Annotated in this window: 15 protein-coding genes; 10 read left to right on the top strand and 5 right to left on the bottom strand. The window is 71.8% G+C overall.

The features are described 5' to 3' along the window. Window positions 1-178: 178 nt before the first annotated feature. The 4 genes from AB0M92_RS03325 to AB0M92_RS03310 all read left to right on the top strand — a co-directional run bounded on the left by AB0M92_RS03325 (window position 179) and on the right by AB0M92_RS03310 (window position 4,291). Window positions 179-1,318: a 5-(carboxyamino)imidazole ribonucleotide synthase gene (locus tag AB0M92_RS03325; protein WP_366100393.1), complete on the top strand. Its 1,140-nt coding sequence runs from the start codon at window positions 179-181 to the stop codon at window positions 1,316-1,318. Beyond that, window positions 1,315-1,851, top strand: coding sequence for a 5-(carboxyamino)imidazole ribonucleotide mutase (gene purE, locus AB0M92_RS03320; RefSeq protein ID WP_366100392.1), 537 nt, complete (start codon window positions 1,315-1,317; stop codon window positions 1,849-1,851). The genes AB0M92_RS03325 and purE overlap by 4 nt, the downstream gene beginning before the upstream one ends. After that, window positions 1,848-3,026, top strand: coding sequence for a dipeptidase (locus AB0M92_RS03315; protein ID WP_366100391.1), 1,179 nt, complete (start codon window positions 1,848-1,850; stop codon window positions 3,024-3,026). The genes purE and AB0M92_RS03315 overlap by 4 nt, the downstream gene beginning before the upstream one ends. 113 nt (window positions 3,027-3,139) lie before the next feature. Further along, window positions 3,140-4,291: a dipeptidase gene (locus AB0M92_RS03310; RefSeq protein WP_366100390.1), complete on the top strand. Its 1,152-nt coding sequence runs from the start codon at window positions 3,140-3,142 to the stop codon at window positions 4,289-4,291. Window positions 4,292-4,306: 15 nt separating this feature from the next. On the opposite strand, the gene AB0M92_RS03305 is transcribed toward AB0M92_RS03310, so the two are convergent. Beyond that, window positions 4,307-5,650, bottom strand: a complete 1,344-nt coding sequence (locus tag AB0M92_RS03305) for a UDP-glucose/GDP-mannose dehydrogenase family protein (protein ID WP_366100389.1) — start codon at window positions 5,648-5,650, stop codon at window positions 4,307-4,309. Window positions 5,651-5,844: 194 nt separating this feature from the next. On the opposite strand from AB0M92_RS03305, the gene AB0M92_RS03300 reads away from it, so the two are divergent. The 4 genes from AB0M92_RS03300 (at window position 5,845) to AB0M92_RS03285 (ending at window position 12,198) form a co-directional block, all read left to right on the top strand. Then, window positions 5,845-7,002, top strand: coding sequence for an acyl-CoA dehydrogenase family protein (locus tag AB0M92_RS03300; protein ID WP_366100388.1), 1,158 nt, complete (start codon window positions 5,845-5,847; stop codon window positions 7,000-7,002). 221 nt (window positions 7,003-7,223) lie between these two features. Continuing rightward, window positions 7,224-8,441 (top strand): LCP family protein, encoded by a 1,218-nt coding sequence (locus AB0M92_RS03295; RefSeq protein WP_366100387.1) that lies wholly within the window; start codon window positions 7,224-7,226, stop codon window positions 8,439-8,441. A 225-nt stretch (window positions 8,442-8,666) separates the two neighbouring features. Continuing rightward, on the top strand, window positions 8,667-10,415 hold the full coding sequence (locus AB0M92_RS03290) for an LCP family protein (protein WP_366100386.1): 1,749 nt from the start codon (window positions 8,667-8,669) through the stop codon (window positions 10,413-10,415). Window positions 10,416-10,683: 268 nt separating this feature from the next. Then, on the top strand, window positions 10,684-12,198 hold the full coding sequence (locus tag AB0M92_RS03285) for an LCP family protein (protein WP_366100385.1): 1,515 nt from the start codon (window positions 10,684-10,686) through the stop codon (window positions 12,196-12,198). 75 nt (window positions 12,199-12,273) lie between these two features. On the opposite strand, the gene AB0M92_RS03280 is transcribed toward AB0M92_RS03285, so the two are convergent. Then, window positions 12,274-13,317, bottom strand: coding sequence for a glycosyltransferase family 2 protein (locus AB0M92_RS03280; RefSeq protein WP_366100384.1), 1,044 nt, complete (start codon window positions 13,315-13,317; stop codon window positions 12,274-12,276). Between the two features lie 122 nt (window positions 13,318-13,439). Between AB0M92_RS03280 and AB0M92_RS03275 the strand changes: the two genes are divergently transcribed. Next, window positions 13,440-15,026, top strand: coding sequence for an LCP family protein (locus AB0M92_RS03275; RefSeq protein WP_366100383.1), 1,587 nt, complete (start codon window positions 13,440-13,442; stop codon window positions 15,024-15,026). A 32-nt stretch (window positions 15,027-15,058) separates the two neighbouring features. On the opposite strand, the gene AB0M92_RS03270 is transcribed toward AB0M92_RS03275, so the two are convergent. Beyond that, window positions 15,059-15,610 carry an acyl-CoA thioesterase gene (locus AB0M92_RS03270; RefSeq protein ID WP_366100382.1) on the bottom strand — a complete coding sequence of 184 codons (552 nt, stop codon included), beginning with the start codon at window positions 15,608-15,610 and terminating at the stop codon, window positions 15,059-15,061. A 106-nt stretch (window positions 15,611-15,716) separates the two neighbouring features. Between AB0M92_RS03270 and AB0M92_RS03265 the strand changes: the two genes are divergently transcribed. Beyond that, entirely contained in the window at window positions 15,717-17,072 is a 1,356-nt protein-coding gene (locus tag AB0M92_RS03265; RefSeq protein WP_366100381.1) for an LCP family protein, read from the top strand. A 96-nt stretch (window positions 17,073-17,168) separates the two neighbouring features. Here the strand turns inward: AB0M92_RS03265 and AB0M92_RS03260 are convergent, their stop codons facing one another. Then, complete coding sequence (locus tag AB0M92_RS03260) at window positions 17,169-18,251, bottom strand: NDP-sugar synthase (protein ID WP_366100781.1); 1,083 nt, start codon at window positions 18,249-18,251, stop codon at window positions 17,169-17,171. Window positions 18,252-18,372: 121 nt separating this feature from the next. Further along, window positions 18,373-19,125, bottom strand: coding sequence for a TIGR03089 family protein (locus AB0M92_RS03255; protein ID WP_366100380.1), 753 nt, complete (start codon window positions 19,123-19,125; stop codon window positions 18,373-18,375). Window positions 19,126-19,212: the final 87 nt, after the last annotated feature.

The following is a 19,212-nucleotide window of genomic DNA, read 5'->3' as shown; positions in this document are numbered from 1 at the left end:
GTGGAGGCGTCTGCCGCTTCGGTCAAGGCGCCCATGCTAAGTGTCGCCCGAGGGGCCCGTCTGTGCCTTCGCACACCGTGCGACGCACGGCACACGGGGGCGCCGACGCTACGCGCGTCGACCAGAACGGGCCAGGGTCACGTCCGGATGGCGGAATACCGGCGGATACCCTGGAGAGGTGACGTTCCCGGTAGTCGGCATGGTCGGCGGCGGTCAGCTCGCCCGCATGACCCACGAGGCGGGCATCCCCCTCGGCATCAGATTCAAGCTCCTCAGTGACACCCCACAGGACTCGGCGGCCCAGGTCGTGAACGATGTCGTCATCGGCGACCATCGCGATCTGGAGACGTTGCGCGCCTTCGCGCGCGGCTGTGACGTGATCACTTTCGACCACGAGCACGTGCCCATCGAGCACCTGAGAGCCCTGGAAGCGGACGGCATCCCCGTCCGCCCGGGGCCCGACGCGTTGATGCACGCCGCCGACAAGGGGGTGATGCGCGCGAAGCTCGACGAGATCGGCGCCCCGAGTCCCCGCCACCGGATCGTGAGCGATCCGGCGGACGCGGCGGCCTTCGCGGCCGAAGTGGGCGGCTTCCCGGTCATCCTCAAGACCGTGCGCGGCGGCTACGACGGCAAGGGCGTGTGGTTCGTCCGCACCCCCGAGGACGCCGAGGCCCCCTTCAAGGCGGGCGTGCCGGTCCTCGCGGAGGAGAAGGTCGACTTCGTCCGCGAGCTCGCGGCCAACATCGTCCGCTCCCCGCACGGCCAGGCCGTCGCCTACCCGGTGGTCGAGTCCATCCAGGTCGACGGCGTGTGCGACACGGTGATCGCCCCCGCCCCGAACCTCTCCGAGGCCCTCGCGGGCGAGGCCCAGGCACTCGCCCTGCGCATCGCCAAGGAGCTGGGCGTGACCGGCCACCTGGCCGTGGAGCTGTTCGAGACCGCCGACGGCCGGATCCTCGTCAACGAGCTGGCGATGCGCCCGCACAACAGCGGCCACTGGACCCAGGACGGCGCGATCACCTCCCAGTTCGCCAACCACGTACGGGCGGTCCTGGACCTCCCCCTGGGCGACCCCCGCCCGCGGGCCCGCTGGACGGTCATGGCGAACGTGCTCGGCGGGGACTACCCCGACATGTACGCGGCGTACCTGCACTGCATGGCCCACGACCCGCAGCTCAAGATCCACATGTACGGCAAGGACGTGAAGCACGGCCGCAAGGTCGGACACGTCAACACCTACGGCGACGACCTGGACGATGTGCTGGAACGCGCACGCCACGCAGCCGGCTACCTCAGGGGAACGATCACCGCATGAGCAGCTCCACCACAGGTCCCGTCATCGGCATCGTCATGGGCTCGGACTCCGACTGGCCCGTCATGGAGGCCGCCGCCCAGGCCCTCGACGAGTTCGAGATCCCCTACGAGGTCGACGTGGTCTCGGCCCACCGGATGCCGCGCGAGATGGTCTCGTACGGGGAGCAGGCCGCCGGACGCGGCCTCAAGGCGATCATCGCCGGGGCCGGCGGCGCCGCCCACCTGCCCGGCATGCTCGCCTCGGTGACCCCGCTGCCGGTCATCGGCGTACCCGTGCCCCTGAAGTACCTCGACGGCATGGACTCCCTGCTCTCGATCGTCCAGATGCCCGCCGGTGTCCCCGTCGCCACCGTCTCCGTCGCCGGGGCGCGCAACGCCGGGCTGCTGGCCGTACGGATGCTGGCCGCCCACGACCCCGAGCTGCTCGCCCGCATGAAGGAGTTCCAGCAGGAGCTGAACGACCAGGCCACCGAGAAGGGCAAGCGGCTGCGGACGAAGGTCGCGGGCGCCGACTCCTTCGGATTCGGCAAGTGAGCGCCGCGCAGCGGCTGGGCGAGGCGCGGGAACTGCTCGCCGAGCACCCGGTCGTCGACGGGCACAACGACCTGCCGTGGGCGCTGCGCGAGCAGGTGCGCTACGACCTGGCCCGGCGCGACATCGCCGACGACCAGCGCGGCCGCCTGCACACGGACATCCCCCGGCTGCGGGCCGGCGGGGTCGGCGCGCAGTTCTGGTCGGTGTACGTACGCTCCGACTACGCGGGCGACACCGCGGTCAGCGCCACCCTGGAGCAGATCGACGCCGTCGCCCAGCTGATCGACCGTTACCCGGCGGACCTCGTACGGGCGCTGACGGCCGACGACATGGAGGCGGCCCGCGCCGACGGCCGGATCGCCTCGCTGATGGGCGCCGAGGGCGGCCACTCCATCAACAACTCGCTGGCCACGCTGCGCGCCCTGCACCAGCTGGGCGTGCGCTACATGACGCTCACGCACAACGACACCATCGACTGGGCCGACTCGGCGACCGACGAACCGCGCCACGGAGGCCTGAGCGACTTCGGCCGCGAGGTCGTCCGCGAGATGAACCGCATCGGCATGCTCGTCGACCTCTCGCACGTCGCCGCGACGACGATGCGCGACGCGCTCGCCGTCTCGACCGCGCCGGTGATCTTCTCCCACTCGTCCTCGCTGACGATGTGCGACCACCCGCGCAACATCCCGGACGACGTGCTGGAGCGGCTGCCGGCCAACGGCGGCGTCGCGATGGCCACGTTCGTACCGAAGTTCATCCTCCCGGCGGCCGTCGAATGGACCCTGGCCGCGGACGCGAACCTGCGCGCGCACGGCTTCCACCACCTCGACACCTCGCCCGAGGCGATGGCCCTGCACCGCGCCTTCGAGGCGGAGCGGCCGCGCCCGGTGGCCACCGCCGCCACGGTCGCCGACCACCTGGACCACATGCGCGAGGTGGCCGGCGTCGACCACATCGGCATCGGCGGGGACTACGACGGCACGGCCTTCACCCCGGCCGGGCTGGACGACGTGGCGGGCTACCCGAACCTGATCGCGGAGCTGCTCACGCGCGGCTGGTCGCGGGCCGACCTGGCCAAGCTGACCTGGTCCAACGCCGTACGGGCACTGCGCGACGCGGAGGCGGTGGCGCGCGAGCTCTCGGCCTCGCACGGCCCCTCCAACGCGGTGCTGTAGCCGCCGGCGGTCCTTGGCGCCGGACCTCCCGGCGGCTGCGGCCAGGGGTGTGACCTGCGGGTTACACCCGAACGCCACATCCGCCGGGCGGCCCGGCCGCCCCGCGTGTCACCGTGGCAGCATCTCTCTCCCTGCTGCCGCCGAGACCGGAGCCGAACGCCATGGCCGACCTGCAGGATGAACCGCACACCGACTATGCGGCGCACACCGCGTACGCCGCCGACACGGTCCCCGCGGGCCCCGGATCCGCGGGAGCCGAGGACCCACCCGCCCCGGTGGCGGGCAGCGCCCTGGAACGGGCCGTCGCGCTGCTGTCCGTGCATCCCGTCGCCGACGGGCACAACACCCTCGTCTGGACGCTGCGCCAGAGCCCGTACCACGACATCGACACCCCCGACAGCGGTGTCGACACCGACATCCCGCGGCTGCGCGCCGGAGGGGTCGGCGCCCAGTTCTGGTCGCTGCTGCCGCCGCACGAGGACGAGACCGCGGACCAGGTGCTGTCCGACACCCTCGACCAGATCGACACGGCGCTGGCCCTGATGCGCCGCTACCCGGACGGCCTGTGCCTCGCGCTGACCGCGGACGACATGGCCGACGCCCGCAACCGGGGCCGGATCGCCTCGTTCCTGGGCCCCGTGCCGGGCCGTACGCTGACCGATTCGCTGGGCGCCCTGCGCGCCTTCCACGCGCTGGGCGTACGGATCCTCGCGCCCGCGGGAGCGCCCTGGGCCCGCGACGAGCTGACCCCCTTCGGCCACGAGGTGGTCAAGGAGATGAACCGGCTGGCGATGCTGGTGGACCTGACCGGCTGCACGCCGGAGGTGGCCTGCCAGCTGGCGGGGGCCTCCAAGGCCCCGGTGATCGTCTCGCACACCGCGGCGGCGGCGCTGAAGCCGCATCCGGGGAACGTGACCGACGAGGTGCTGCTGGCCCTGCGGGCCGCGGAGGGGCTGGCGATGGTCACCTTCGACGCGGCCCAGACCGGCGACTCCCTCCATGCGGTCGCCGACCACCTGGAGCACGTACGGGCCGTGGCCGGCCCGGACTGCGTCGCCCTCGGCGCCACCTTCGGCACCGAGCCGGGGGTCCCCCGCCCGACGGGCCTGACCGACCCCTCGGGCTATCCGCGGCTGGTCGCGGAGCTGCTGGAGCGGGGCTGGTCGGAGACCGATCTGGCGCTGCTGACCTGGGGCAACGCCCAGCGGGTGCTGCGCGACGCGGAGTTCACGGCCCGCGCCGCCCAGCACCGCAGACCGGCGTAGGCCGGCCGGCGGACGTCACGCGCGCGGGCGGCCCATCGCGCGGTACGTCCAGCCGGCCGCGCGCCAGCGGTCGGTGTCCAGGGCGTTGCGGCCGTCGAGGATCAGGCGGTCGGTGACGACCGCGCCCAGCGCGACCGGGTCGAGGTCGCGGAACTCGCGCCACTCGGTGAGGTGCAGGACGACCTCCGCGCCGCGGGCGGCCTCCAGCGCCGAGTCCGCGTACCCGAGGGTGGGGAAGACGCGGCGGGCGTTGTCCATGCCCTTGGGGTCGTAGACGGTGACCTGGCCGCCCTGGAGGTGGATCTGCCCGGCCACGTTCAGCGCGGGGGAGTCGCGGACGTCGTCGGAGTCCGGCTTGAAGGTGGCGCCGAGCACCGCGACCCGCTTGCCGAGGAAGGATCCGCCCACGGCTTCGCGGGCCAGCTCGACCATGTGGCCGCGGCGGCGCATGTTGATCGAGTCGACCTCGCGCAGGAAGGTCAGCGCCTGGTCCGCGCCGAGCTCGCCGGCGCGCGCCATGAAGGCCCGGATGTCCTTGGGCAGGCAGCCGCCGCCGAAGCCGATGCCGGCGCGCAGGAACTTCCTGCCGATGCGGTCGTCGTGCCCGATGGCCTCGGCCAGCTTGACCACGTCGCCGCCGGCCGCCTCGCAGACCTCCGCCATCGCGTTGATGAAGGAGATCTTGGTGGCGAGGAAGGAGTTGGCGGCGGTCTTGACGAGCTCGGCGGTGGGGAAGTCGGTCACCACCAGCGGGCTGCCCTCCGCCATCGGGGTCCCGTACACCTCGCGCAGCACCTTCTCGGCGCGCTCGCCGTGGACGCCGATCACGATCCGGTCGGGGTGCAGGGTGTCCTGGACGGCGAAGCCCTCGCGCAGGAACTCCGGGTTCCACGCCAGCTCGACCTCCTCGCCCGCCGGAGCCAGCTCGGCCAGCTTCGCGGCGAGCCGCTCCGCCGAGCCCACGGGCACGGTGGACTTGCCGACGACCAGGACGGGACGGGTCAGGTGCGGGGCGAGGGACTCGATCGCGGAGTCGACGTAACTCATGTCGCAGGCGTACTCGCCGTGCTTCTGCGGGGTGTTCACACAGACGAAGTGGACGTCGCCGAAGGCGCCGACCTCCTCCCAGGACTGGGTGAAGCGCAGCCGCCCGGTGGAGCCCGGCAGGCCCTCGACGTGCGCGGCGAGGAGCTCCTCCAGCCCGGGCTCGTACATCGGCACCCGGCCCGCGGACAGCATCTCGATCTTCTCCGGCACCACGTCCAGCCCGAGCACCTCGAAGCCCAGCTCCGCCATCGCCGCGGCGTGGGTGGCGCCGAGGTAGCCGGTGCCGATCACAGTGATCCTGAGGGGGGCCATGGATGCTCCAGAGGTGCGGGGCCGTTTGCGGCCACTGAGCATAGTCGGGCCGGTCCGGGGGGACGTTCCCCAGGAGACCCGGCTGTCACGCAGCTCACGTACTCCGTACATATCGCTGCCGGGACGCCGGACACTAAGATTTGGGTTACTTAACGGTAGTTAGCATCACGCATCACACTTGGGGAGTGAGAGTCTTGGCGGGTTCTGCCGACTTCGACCTGTACCGCCCGGCCGAGGAGCACGACATGCTCCGCGAGTCCGTCCGCTCGCTCGCCGAGGCGAAGATCCTGCCGTTCGCCGCCGCGGTCGACGAGGAGGCCCGCTTCCCGCAGGAGGCGCACGACGCGCTCGTCGCCAACGACCTGCACGCCGTCCACGTCCCCGAGGTCTACGGCGGCGCGGGCGCGGACGCGCTGGCCACCGTGATCGTGATCGAGGAGGTGGCCCGCGTGTGCGCGTCCTCCTCCCTGATCCCGGCCGTGAACAAGCTCGGCTCGCTCCCGGTGATCCTCTCCGGCTCCGAGGACCTGAAGAAGAAGTACCTCGGCCCGCTGGCCAAGGGCGACGGCATGTTCTCGTACTGCCTCTCCGAGCCCGACGCGGGCTCGGACGCGGCGGGCATGAAGACCCGCGCCGTGCGCGACGGGGACTTCTGGGTGCTCAACGGCGTCAAGCGCTGGATCACCAACGCGGGCGTCTCCGAGTACTACACGGTCATGGCCGTGACGGACCCGGAGAAGCGCTCCAAGGGCATCAGCGCGTTCGTCGTCGAGAAGTCCGACGAGGGCGTCTCCTTCGGCGCCCCGGAGAAGAAGCTCGGCATCAAGGGCTCCCCGACCCGCGAGGTCTACCTCGACAACGTGCGGATCCCGGCCGACCGCATGATCGGCGCCGAGGGCACCGGCTTCGCCACGGCGATGAAGACCCTCGACCACACCCGCATCACCATCGCGGCCCAGGCGCTCGGCATCGCCCAGGGCGCCCTGGACTACGCCAAGGGCTACGTCCAGGAGCGAAAGCAGTTCGGCAAGCCGATCGGCGACTTCCAGGGCGTGCAGTTCATGCTCGCGGACATGGCCATGAAGATCGCCGCCGCCCGCGCGCTGACCTACCAGGCGGCCGCCGCCTCCGAGCGCGGCGACGCCGACCTCACCTTCCTCGGCGCGGCGGCGAAGTGCTTCGCCTCGGACGCGGCCATGGAGGTCACGACGGACGCCGTCCAGCTCCTCGGCGGCTACGGCTACACCCGTGACTACCCGGTCGAGCGCATGATGCGCGACGCCAAGATCACGCAGATCTATGAAGGCACGAACCAGGTCCAGCGCATCGTCATGGCGCGCAACCTGCCGTAGTCCGGCCCGCCCCGCAGTCCCGAGAACGGCCCCCGGCACCCGCCGGGGGCCGTTTCGCGTTCGATCGGCTCGCAGGGGGCGACGAACTGCCATTTGTCACCCGGACGGCTCTAGACAGGCCCCTGCCCCCGGGCCGCCGGCGTGGGGCGGGGGCACGATCGGCTGGGGTCGTGGTTTCGGTCGTACGGCCCGCACGCGCGAGGTGAGGGGACGGAGCGCCAGTGACGGACAGCGCAGGCATACCGGGCGGCACCGAAGCGGCCGGAGGCTCCTCGAAGCCTCCGCGCGGCCGCCGGCGCCGTCTGCTGCGCTGGATCGCGCTCGGGCTGGCCCTGCTCGTCCTGTGCGGGGCGGCGGTCGGCTGGTGGATCTACCGCAAGCTCGACGGGAACATCACCGAGGACACCTCCGCCGCCGCCGAGCTGGAGCGCTACGAGCGCGAGCGCCCCACCCACGCCGTGGGCGGTTCGCAGAACATCCTGCTCATCGGCTCGGACTCGCGCTCCGGCAAGGAGAACGCCCGCTACGGCCAGGACCGCGGCACCGAACGCTCGGACACCACGATCCTGCTGCACCTGCCCGCGGACCGCGGGAGCGCGACCGCGGTCTCGATACCCCGCGACCTGATGACGCAGATCCCCGCGTGCCTGACGGCGGACGGCAGCCGCACCGCCGAGCGGCTCGCCCAGTTCAACTGGGCGTACGAGTGGGGCGGGGCCGCCTGCACGATCCGTACCGTGGAGAAGCTCTCCGGAATCCGGATCGACCACCACATGGTGGTGGATTTCGGCGGGTTCAAGAAGATGGTCGACGCGGTCGGCGGGGTGGAGATCTGCCTCAACCAGCCGATGAAGGACTCCGAGGCGAAGCTGAAGCTCCCGGCCGGCCGGCAGACCCTGCACGGCGAACAGGCCCTCGGCTTCGTCCGCGCCCGCTACGGCCTGGGCAACGGCAGCGACACCGAACGGATGGAGCGCCAGCAGCAGTTCCTCGGCTCGCTGGTCAAGAAGGTGCAGAGCACCGGGGTGCTGCTGAACCCGGGGCGGCTCTACCCGCTGCTGGACGCGGCGACCTCCTCGGTGACCACGGACCCCGGGCTGGCCTCGCTGCGAGGCCTGTACGAACTGGTACGCGGCGTCCGGGACATACCGGCCGAGCAGGTCAAGTTCCTGACCGTGCCCCGCCGCCCGTACGCCGCCGACCCGAACCGGGACGAGCTGGTGCAGCCGGAGGCGGCCCAACTGTTCGAGCACCTGCGGACGGACAAGCCGCTCGCGGTGACCCCGCCGAGCCCGGCGGCGGCCGAAACCGAACAGGCCCCGCGCAGCGCCCGCGCCGCCGACGGCGAGAGCCCGGAGCCCTCGAAGGGAACCGGATCCACCCCCGCGCCCGTCCCCACCTTCACGGGAACCACGGCGGGCACGGCCGATTGCCGGTAAAGCAATCCCAAAAGGCGGTGCCCGAAGCGAAGGCCTTGGGTGGTTTGGGCCGTTATAAGGGGAGTGGAATTTGTCACCACCATGGTTTGCGGTCAACTGGGGCGGATAAGGTGAGCGATCCGGTGCCCCGACCAGACCAAGAGGCCGTGCACCAGCAGCCGGATCGTTGACCGAGCGTCTTGGGGGAGACGCGTCGCGAGGCACCGACGGAGGATTCGAGCAACCGTGGATGCGCAAAGCCGTGGGCGGGCGGAAGAAATCGACCCCGCAGACCAGTGGGTGCTCAACCCCCGCACTGGCAACTACGAACTGCAACTGGACCGTTCCGCTGCGCAGCAGCAGCCCTCCGTCGCCGCCCCCCGCAGACCGACGTCCTCGGCCCGCACAGGTGCGCCCGGCGCCCCCAAGGCTCCCAAGGCCCCGTCTCCGGCGGTGCCCGGGCCGCGGCGCGGCGACGGTCCGCCCGGGCGGCGCGGCGGCCGGCCGCGCAAGGGCGGCGGTGGCGGCGGCCGGCGCAAGAGGATCCTGGTCGTCACCGGCGGCACCCTGGCCTTCCTGCTGGTCGCCGGTTCGGTGGGCGCGTACCTCTACTACGACCATCTGAACAACAACCTCAAGGTCACCGACGTCGGTGACGCGGGTACGGGCGGGTTCAAGAAGGACCAGCCCATCAACATCCTGGTCATCGGCACCGACAAGCGCAGCGGCGCGGGCAACGAGGGCTACGGGGACGCGGAGAGCGTCGGTCACGCCGACACCACGATCCTCTTCCACGTCGCCAAGGACCGCAGCAACGCCACCGCGCTGTCCATCCCGCGAGACCTGATCACGAACATCCCGCCCTGCCCGACGAAGCAGCCCGACGGTTCGACGAAGACCATCCCCGGCGAGAAGGGGACCCGGTTCAACATCAGCCTCGGCCAGGAGGGCCGCGACCCGGGCTGCACGATGCGCACGGTCAAGGAGATCACCGGGGTCACCGTCGACCACTTCATGATGGTCGACTTCAACGCGGTGAAGGTGCTGAGCACGGCGGTCGGCGGCGTTCCGGTCTGCCTCGCGAAGCCGGTGGACGACAAGGACTCCAAGCTGAAGCTGGACGCCGGCGAGCACCGGCTCCAGGGCGAGCAGGCGCTGGCCTTCGTACGCACCCGGCACTCGTTCGGCAACCACGGCGACCTCGACCGGATCAAGACCCAGCAGCAGTTCCTGGGCTCGATGATGCGCGAGATGAAGTCGAAGGAGACGCTGACCAGTCCGAAGAAGTTCTTCTCCCTCGCGGAGGCGGCGACCAAGTCGCTGAACGTGGACTCGGGCATAGGCTCCATCGACAAACTCACCGACCTCGCCGGTGAGTTGAAGGACATGGACCTGAAGAACATCACCTTCGCCACGCTCCCGGTGCTCGACAACCCGGCCGAGCCCGAGGGCCAGAAGGCGACCGTGGTCATCGAGCACGGGTCGGCCGATCCGCTGCTGAAGATGATCCAGGGGGACGTCTCGCTGACGGAGGTCGAGAAGAAGGAGCAGGCGGCGAAGGACGCGGCCGACGCGGAGGCCAAGAGCAAGTCGGACGCCCTGCTCCAGGGCAACCGGGCGCCCGCCGGCGACGTACGGGTGGACGTCTACAACGGCGGCGGTCCCGGCGGCGCGGCCTCGACCACCGTGAGCTGGCTGCAGAACAGCAAGGGCGTGGGCAAGTCCAGCAACCGCGGCAACGCGCCCGCGAAGGTCGACGCGACGCAGCTGGAGTACGCGCCCAACCAGGCCGACCAGGCCCGGGCGCTGGCCGACCTGATGGGGCTGCCGGCCACGGCACTGAAGATGGGCACGGCGGACGCCGCGCCCAAGACCCCGATGAAGCTGACGCTCGGCGCCGACTTCAAGGGGGCGGGGGTCTCGCTGACGGCGCCGCAGAAGGCGCCGGAGGACATCCAGCGGGTCGAGGCGGACAAGGCGATCTGCGCGAAGTAGGCCGACTGGGGAAGGCCGGGCCGGCCCGCCGAGCAAGACCGAGCAAGGCGAGCGGGCCGGCCCGTGCCGGTGCGACCGGCACACCACGACACAAAGTGAATCTTGAGGGGGACGTGTGAGGCACAGCAGCGTGCGAGGGGAGGGGGCGCCCGCCCAGCCCGGTGAGATATCCGGTGGCGGATCCGGCGCGTCCGGCGCCGTCCCCCCACCGAGAGGCGGGTCCGGCGGCGCCCCCAAGCGGCGCGGCCGGCGGCGGGTGCTGCGCTGGGTGTCCTCCATCCTGTCGCTCCTCATACTCGCGACGGCGGCGGGCGGCTACCTCTACTACCGCCACCTCAACGGCAGCATCAAGACGGACGTCCTGAACCTCGGCGAGAACAAGCTGGGCGGCTCCAAGCCCAACGCCTTCGGCCAGACCCCGCTGAACATCCTCCTCATCGGCTCCGACGCCCGTGACGACGCGGCCAACCAGGCCCTCGGCGGCGCCAAGGACACCTTCGGCGGACCGCCCCTCGCGGACGTGCAGATGCTGCTGCACCTGTCGGCGGACCGCAGCAACATGTCGGTGGTGTCCATGCCCCGCGACACGATGCTGATGATGCCGAAGTGCACCGAGCCGGGGGGCAAGGTCCACCAGGCCAGCAAGGGCCTCGTGCAGACCAACGAGTCCCTCGGCCGGGGCGGGCCGGGCTGCACGGTCGCCGCCTGGACCGAGCTCACCCGCATCCCGATCGACCACTTCATGATGATCGACTTCAAGGGCGTGGTGACGATGGCGGACGCCATCGGCGGCGTCCCGGTCTGCGTCCAGCAGAACGTGGAGTCGCGCACCCGCGACGGCAAGGGCTCCGGCCTGAAGCTGCCCGCCGGTACGAGCACCATCCAGGGCGAGCAGGCCCTGCAGTGGCTGCGCACCCGCTACGGGTTCGAGGACGGCACCGACCTCGGCCGCACCCACGCCCAGCACATGTACATGAACTCGATGGCCCGTGAGTTCCGCAAGAACGCCAAGCTCAGCAACCCGGTGAAGCTCAACAGCCTGGCGCAGGCGGCCATCAAGGCCATGGTCGTGGACCCCGGCCTGGACAAGATCGACAAGCTGTACGACCTCAGCATGGAGCTCAAGAAGGTCCCCACCGGGCGGATCACCATGACCACCATGCCGTGGGTGTACAGCACCCGCGAGGAGGGCCGGGTCGAGCCCAAGCCGGTCGAGGCCGAGGCCCTGTTCCGGATGGTCCGCGAGGACATCGCGCTCGACGGCAAGGGCTCCGGGAACCCGGACGGCTCCACGCCGTCGCCGGGCGCCTCCCCCTCGACCGCTCCCTCCACGGCGCCCTCCCAGCCCGCGGCCGACCCGGCAGCGCCCCCGGCGAAGATCGCGGTCAGCGTGCGCAACGCGACCGGCGGCAAGGACGGCGCGCAGGTCCGGGTCAAGGGCCGGGCCGACGAAGTCGCCACGCTCCTCGTCGGTAAGGGCTTCGCCAAGGCCCAGTCCACCCAGCAGACCGGCGCCGAGGACACCACCGTGGTCCGCTTCTCCAGCCCCGATCAGGCCGGTGACGCGGCGGCCGTGGCCACCGCCCTCGGCCTGCCGGCCACCGCCGTGGAGAAGTCCGACGACGTCACCGGGATCGTGCTGTTCGTCGGCAAGGACTGGCGGACCGGCAACGCGCCGACCCCGCCGGCGCCCGCCCCGACCAAGGCGCCGGACTCCGCCCGCCCGCTCAACGGCGACGACGACAAGGAGTGCATGGCGGTCCAGCCGGGCTTCACCTGGTAGGACCCTTCACGCACGAAGGGGCCCGGTGGCGACAGCGCCACCGGGCCCCTTTCCGTACGTGCGTGCGCGGCCTGCTCAGACCCCGCCGGCCAGGTCCCGGCGCACCGCCGGGCGGCGGCTCGCGATGACCTTGGCCGCGAGCGAGCGCGGGCTGGTCAGGAAGCCGAAGCCCCAGGACATGTGCATGGTGGCCATGGCCACCGGGATCTGCGCCCGGGCCTTCAGCGAGAGGCCCTTGCCGGCCGGGACCGAGCCCGCGGTGATCGCCGCGAGGTAGCCGGCCGGGACCACGAAGCCCCACGGGCTGACGGCCGCGCCGACCACGACACCGGCGGCGATCGCGCACAGCGCGGTCGGCGAGGCGAGGTAGCGCAGGTTGATCGAGCCCGAGTGGTAGCGGGCCACGACGTGCCGCCAGCGGCCGTAGTCCTTGTACTGCTTGGCGAGCGCCCGTACGGAGGGCCGCGGGCGGTACTGGACCTTCAGCTCGGGCGAGAACCAGATCAGCCCGCCGGCCTCGCGGATGCGGAAGTTCAGCTCCCAGTCCTGGGCGCGGATGAACTCCTCGTTGTAGCCGCCCGCCAGATCCAGCGCCTCGCGGCGGAAGACACCCAGGTAGACGGTGTCGGCCGGGCCTGCCTTGCCTCCGGTGTGGAAGGCCGCGTTGCCGACGCCGATCCGGGAGGTCATCGCGGCGGCGACCGCGTCTTCCCAGGCGTTCTCGCCCTCGGCGTGCATGATGCCGCCGACGTTCTGCGCGCCGGTCTCCTCCAGGAGGCGGACCGCGGTGGCGATGTAGTTCGGCGACAACATGCCGTGGCCGTCGACGCGCACCACGATCGGATGACGCGAGGCCTTGATGGCGGCGTTGAGGGCGGCCGGGGTGCGGCCGGACGGGTTCGGAACGGTGACGACGCGGACTCGTTCACTGGATGCGGTCTCGCGTACGAGCTCGGCGGCGATCTCGTCGGTGCGGTCCGTGGACGGACCCAGCGCGATCACCACCTCCATCTCACCGGCGTACTCCTGTCCGAGGATGTGGCGGACGGAGTCACGCAGATGGCGCTCCTCGTTGAGCACCGGCATGATCACCGAGACTGCGGGCTGCTGGGCGGGCATGTGGTCCTTCAAGGTCGGGTATCGGTGTCACGTTACCGCGTACGGGGGAAACGGGTGCGCGCCGCATGATCGGTAGGGACAGAGGCTGATCGTATGGGCCTACTGTTCTGACGATCTGCCCGATGTGTCCGGTCCGATGGGTCCGGCTCCTATGTGTCTGGTTCGTCCCTGTAGGTCCTGCTGCCCCCGCGGAGGTGTCCCCCGTGCCCCAGCCGCACCGTCCCACCCGACCCGCCCGGCCCCCGCAGCCGCAGCGCGCACGGCGCGGAGGTGCTCCGGACCGGCGCCGCAGGGACGCCCGGCCCCGGTGGGGAGTCCGGCTGGCGGCCGGGCTGGCGGTGGCGGTACTGGGCTCCGGGGCGATCGGGCACGCGGTGATGACCGGCCTGGACACCGGGATCGAGCGGGTGGACCCGTTCAAGGACATGAAGAACCGGCCGCAGGCCGGACACGGTCTGAACTTCCTCCTGGTGGGCACCGACGGACGGGACAAGATCACCCCCGCGGACAAGCGCGAGTACCGCCTCGGCGGCGCCCCCTGCCACTGCACAGACACCGTCATGCTCGTGCACCTCTCCGCCGACCGGGAGCGGGCCAGTGTGGTCAGCCTGCCCCGCGACAGCTACGCCGAGCTGCCCGCGCACCGCGACGAGTCCAGCGGGAAACAGCACGGGCCGCACCCGGTGAAGCTGAACGCCGCGTACGCGGAGGGCGGGCCGCAGCTGACCGTGCGGACCGTCGAGAACATGACCCGGGTGAAGATCGACCACTACCTGGAGGTCGACTTCACCAGCTTCATGAAGACGGTCGACGCCATGGGCGGCGTGGAGATCTGCACCGTCAAGGCCCTGCACGACCAGAACACCGGCCTCGACCTGCTGCCGGGCAGCCACCGGCTCAGCGGCGGCCAGGCCCTGCAGTACGTGCGCTCGCGCCACGTGGACGGGGCCGCCGACCTCGGCCGGATGCAGCGCCAGCAGAAGTTCGTGGCGGCCCTGATCAAGCAGGCCACCGGCGGCGGGGTCCTGCTGAACCCGGTCAAGTTCAAGGAGGTCAGCTCCACCCTCCTGGGTTCGGTCCGGGCCGACCGGGGCTTCGGCTCGGAACAGATGCTGGCCCTGGGCCAGGCCCTGCGCGATTTCACCCCCTCGTCCTCGGAGTTCGCCTCGGTCCCGATCGGGAACCCCTCGTTCCCCGTCAAGGGCATCGGCTCGACGGTGAAATGGGACGAGCCGAAGGCCGCGAAGCTGTTCGAGGCGCTGCGCCTGGACCGGCCGCTGCTGGCCCCCGCCGCGCCGGGACAGCGGCCGGCCGGCAGCTCGCGGCAGCAGCCCGCGGTGCCGGTGGACGTCCCGCCGGAGCAGATCCGGGTACGGGTGGAGAACGGCACCCGGATCGACGGGCTCGGCGGGCGCGTGGACACGGCCCTGCGCGCCACCGGCTTCGACACCACCCGGGCCCCGGGCAACGGCGCGAGCCGCGACGTCAAGCGCACGGTGATCGCGTACGACCCGCGCTGGGACCGCTCGGCCCGTACGGTGTCGACCGCGCTGCCCGGCAGCGAGCTGCGGGCGGTGGCGGGCCAGGGCCGGACGGTGCTGGTGATCGCCGGGGCGGACTACCGGAAGGTGGTGCCGGTCCGGCCCGAGGACCCGCCCCAGGGCCGGTACGGGGCGGTCACGGGCGACCAGGTGATCTGCGGGAAGTAGCTCCGGGGTCCGGGGCGGGCCCGGGCCCCGGCTCAGGCGTCGTCGAATCCCTGGGCGGCGCGCTCCTCGCGCAGCGCCATGATCGCGCGGCGCCGGGCGAGCCGGTGCGTGCGGCGGATCTGGGCCTCCTGGTTGCGGCGCCGGTCCTGGTCGGTCTCGGGGAGCACCGGCGGGACCGTGCGGGGCTTGCCGTCGGCGTCGACGGCGGTGAAGACGAGGTAGGCGCTGCCGACCTGGGTGGCGGGGGTGGATTCGTTCCACCGCTCGGCCAGGACCCGTACGCCGATCTCCATGGAGGAGCGGCCGGTCCAGTTGACTTGCGCCTTCACGTGGACGAGGTCGCCCACCCGGACGGGGGCGAGGAAGGCCATCTCGTCCATGGACGCGGTGACGGCGGGGCCGCCGGAGTGCCGCCCGGCGACGGCGCCGGCCGCGTCGTCGACCAGCTTCATGATCACGCCGCCGTGCACCGTGCCGAGGAGGTTGGTGTCGTTGGCCGTCATGATGTGGCTGAGCGTGGTCCGCGAGGCCGAGATCGGCTTGCCCTGTGGTTCGCCGGCCGTCACGCCCGGTATCTCTGTCATGCGCCCACCTTAAAGCCGACGCCGGGGCATCAGCTCTGCAACAGCACCGGAACGAAGCTCGGCCCGGACTGTCGGGCACCCCGTCCGGCCAGGCATCCTAGGCGGCATGAGTGAGTGGCCCGAGGGGCGCAACGACAGCGGCGACGACCGGTACGGACGCGGCAGCGCGCAGGCGCAGCCTGAGGGTGCCCGGCGTATGCCGCATGTCCAGCGCCGGCAGCAGCGGCCGGTGCCGCCGCAGCAGCAACCGCAGCGACCGGCGCAGCCGCCGGCCCGGCCCGGGCAGCCGCCCGCGTACGGGGTGCCGCCGCAGCAGGCCCCGAGCCACGACACGTACGGCGGCTACGACAGCGGCTACAACAGCGGCCAGGTCTACGGGCGGCCGCAGAGCACCCCGTCGGGTCCGGGCGGCCCGGGCGCGCCCACCGGTCCGGGCGGCCCCGGGGGTCCCGGCGGGCCGGGGCGCAGGCCCGCGGGACCGGCCCCGGACTGGCGCAAGCGGATCAAGATCGGCTCGATCGTGCTCGTCACGGCGCTGCTCGCGACCACCATCGGCACCTACTTCTGGGCCGACTCAAAGGTGCGCCGCGAGGTCGACCTCTCCAAGGTCATCGAGCGCCCGAAGGAGGGCGACTGCACGACGTACCTGGTCGTGGGCTCCGACAGCCGCGAGGGCCTGTCCGACGAGGACAAGAAGAAGCTCCACACGGGTTCGGCCGAGGGCAAGCGCACCGACTCGATGATGATCCTGGCGGCCTGCTCCAGCGGGAACACGATGATCTCGCTGCCGCGCGACTCGGACGTGGAGATCCCCTCCTTCGTCGGCTCCGAGTCCGGGAAGAAGTACCCGGGCACGGGCAAGCACACCAAGCTCAACGCGGCGTACGCGGACGACGGTCCCGAACTGCTCGTGCGCACCGTGGAGCACAACACGGGCCTGCGCATCGACCACTACGCGGAGATCGGTTTCGCCGGGTTCGCGAACATCGTGGACGCGCTCGGCGGTGTCGACATGAACATCGAGAAGGGCTTCAAGGACGAGAAGTCGGGCGCCGACTTCAAGGCCGGCGAGCAGACCCTCAACGGCAGCCAGGCGCTGGCCTTCGTCCGGACCCGGTACGCGTTCGCCGAGTCGGACCTGGCCCGTACGAAGAACCAGCAGAAGTTCCTGTCGACGCTGGCCAACCAGGCGGCGACGCCGGGCACGATCCTCAACCCGTTCAAGCTGTACCCGGTGCTGGGTGCGGGCCTGGACACGCTGATCGTGGACAAGGACATGTCCCTGTGGGACCTGGCCGACATGTTCTTCGCGATGAAGGGCATCAGCGGCGGCGAGGGCGTGTCGATGAACATGCCGATCGCGGGCGAGCGCGGCGGCAACCTGCTCTGGGACAAGGCGAAGGTGCAGCAGCTCGTCAAGCAGATCCAGCACGACGAGAAGGTCACGGTCACGGCCAACTAGCCGGGCCCGGACCGGACGTGCCCCGGACGTGACCCGGACGCGTCCCGGACACGACGATGCCGCCGACCTCACCGGCCGGCGGCATCTCGCGTTCTGTCAGCGGTCGGAGGAGAACCGGACGGCGGCGGCGGGCAGTTCGGCCCCGCACCACACCCGCGCGCCCGCGCGCAGCTCGTTGTCCGAGCCGACGACGGCCCCGTCGCCGAGGACCGCGCCGTCCAGGACGGTCCGCTTTCCCACGGTGGCGCCGACGCCGATCAGGCTGGCGCGCACCCGGGTGTCCGCGGCGATGACCGCGCCGTCGAGCACGATCGAGCCCTCGACCACCGCGCCCGCCCCGATCCGGGCGCCGGCGCCCACGACGGTGCCCCCGGACACCTTCGCTCCGGCGGCCACCTCGGCGCCCGGGAGCACCAGGGACTCGCCGCGCGGGCCCGGGACGGCCGGGGAGGAGACGACTCCGCGTACGAGGTCGGCGGAGGCCTGGACGAAGGACTCGGGCTTGCCGAGGTCCAGCCAGTAGGTGTTCTCGGTGACCCCGTGGAGCCGGGCCCCGGAGGCCAGCAGGCCGGGGAAGGTCTCGCGTTCGACGGAGACGGGGCGCCCGGCCGGGATGGAGTCGATCACGCTGCGGCGGAAGACGTAGCAGCCGGCGTTGATCTGGTCGGTGATGATCTCCTCGGCGGTCTGCGGCTTCTCGGTGAAGGCCAGCACCCGCCCCTCGGAGTCGGTGGGGACCAGGCCGAACGCGCGCGGGTCCTCGACCCGCACCAGGTGCAGCGAGACGTCGGCGGCGGCGGCCCGGTGGGAGTCGACCAGCCCGGCGATGTCCAGGCCCGTGAGGATGTCCCCGTTGAAGACGAGGACGGGCTCGTCCGGCCCGCCGGTCAGGCGCTGCGCGGCGTTGCGGATGGCTCCGCCGGTGCCGAGCGGCTCGTCCTCGACGACGTACTCCAGCGAGACGCCGAAGGCGGAGCCGTCGCCGAAGTACGGCTCGAAGACCTCGGCGAGGTAGCACGTGGCCATCACGATGTGCGTGACACCTGCGGCGGCGGCCCTGGCTATCTGGTGGGCGAGGAACGGAACACCGGCCGCGCGCACCATCGGCTTGGGGGTGTTGATCGTTACGGGGCGCAGACGCGTCCCCTGCCCCCCGACCAGCAGGATGGCTTCCAAAATTGTTTCTCCCCACCCGGTTCGGGCCCTATGAGGGTCCCAAGTTAGCCCATCCGCGTCAGCACCTGCCCGGCCCCCGAACGAGACGAGACCCACACCACTCGGCGCCTCCCGGACGCCCGCGCTACGCGACGGTACGGGTCACGCGTTCGGTTTCGGTGCGGGCCGTCAGGGCTTCCGGGGAGAGGCGGTCCAGGTTGCGGCACAGGACCACCGAGCCGTCCGTCGCCAGGGCGGCGAACAGGCCGGCCGAGAGGCCGTCCCAGGTGTCGTAGCCGAGTCCCGACAGCGTTCGGGAGCCCGCCGTGAGGCCGAGCTTCGCGGCGTCCTCGCGGGCGCGGCCGACGAGCTGTGCGTACGAGAGCTCCTCGCCGCCGACCACCAGGCCCGGCCCGTCCGCGTCCACCGGGACGAAGGGGGCGAAGCGGTCGCCCTGGCCCGGTACCTCCACCGCGTAGTCCGCGAACCCGGCGGGCGGCTGCGGGAACCGCCCGCCCAGCGGCCGCAGCGCGAGCGCGACGCGCTCGCCGGAGCAGGCCGCGGCCTCCTCCAGGGTGTCCGGCCCGCTGACGACGAGATCGGCGCCGGCCGGGTCCCCGCCCACCTCGGCGACGACGCCGACCGAGGCGCAGGCGAGCAGCCACACGGCGCTCTGCCAGTGCGCGGGGAGCAGCAGCGCGAGCCGGTCGCCGGGTTCGGCGTTCAGGTCGCCCTGGAGCAGATTGGCGGTCTTGGCCACCCAATTGGCGAAGGTGGCGACGGACAATTCGACGCGCTCGCCCGTGGCGTCGTCGTAGAACGTGACGAGCGGGCGGCCCGGATCGGCGGCGAGCGCGGATCGCAGCAGGTCGGCAGGGGTGCGGTCAGTGGCGTTCACCCGGCACACCCTACGCGGGCCCCTCGCCCGTACGGAGGGCTGCGGCTCCTCCGTACGGGCGAGGGACACGCGGGAGCGATCGGACGG

The sequence above is a fragment of the Streptomyces sp. NPDC051582 genome (assembly GCF_040681715.1).
In the GTDB taxonomy this organism is placed as follows: Bacteria; Actinomycetota; Actinomycetes; order Streptomycetales; family Streptomycetaceae; genus Streptomyces.
The sequence above is the reverse complement of the archived record's forward strand: the minus strand, read 5'-3'. Positions and strand labels throughout refer to the sequence as shown.

Excerpts from the sequence above, each read along its gene's own strand:
- AB0M92_RS03280 (WP_366100384.1), bottom strand. The coding sequence starts at position 13,317 with ATGCCCGCCCAGCAGCCCGCAGTCTCGGTGATCATGCCGGTGCTCAAC.
- AB0M92_RS03265 (WP_366100381.1), top strand. The coding sequence starts at position 15,717 with ATGAGTGAGTGGCCCGAGGGGCGCAACGACAGCGGCGACGACCGGTAC.
- AB0M92_RS03275 (WP_366100383.1), top strand. The coding sequence starts at position 13,440 with ATGTGTCCGGTCCGATGGGTCCGGCTCCTATGTGTCTGGTTCGTCCCT.
- AB0M92_RS03305 (WP_366100389.1), bottom strand. The coding sequence starts at position 5,650 with ATGGCCCCCCTCAGGATCACTGTGATCGGCACCGGCTACCTCGGCGCC.
- purE (WP_366100392.1), top strand. The coding sequence starts at position 1,315 with ATGAGCAGCTCCACCACAGGTCCCGTCATCGGCATCGTCATGGGCTCG.
- AB0M92_RS03270 (WP_366100382.1), bottom strand. The coding sequence starts at position 15,610 with ATGACAGAGATACCGGGCGTGACGGCCGGCGAACCACAGGGCAAGCCG.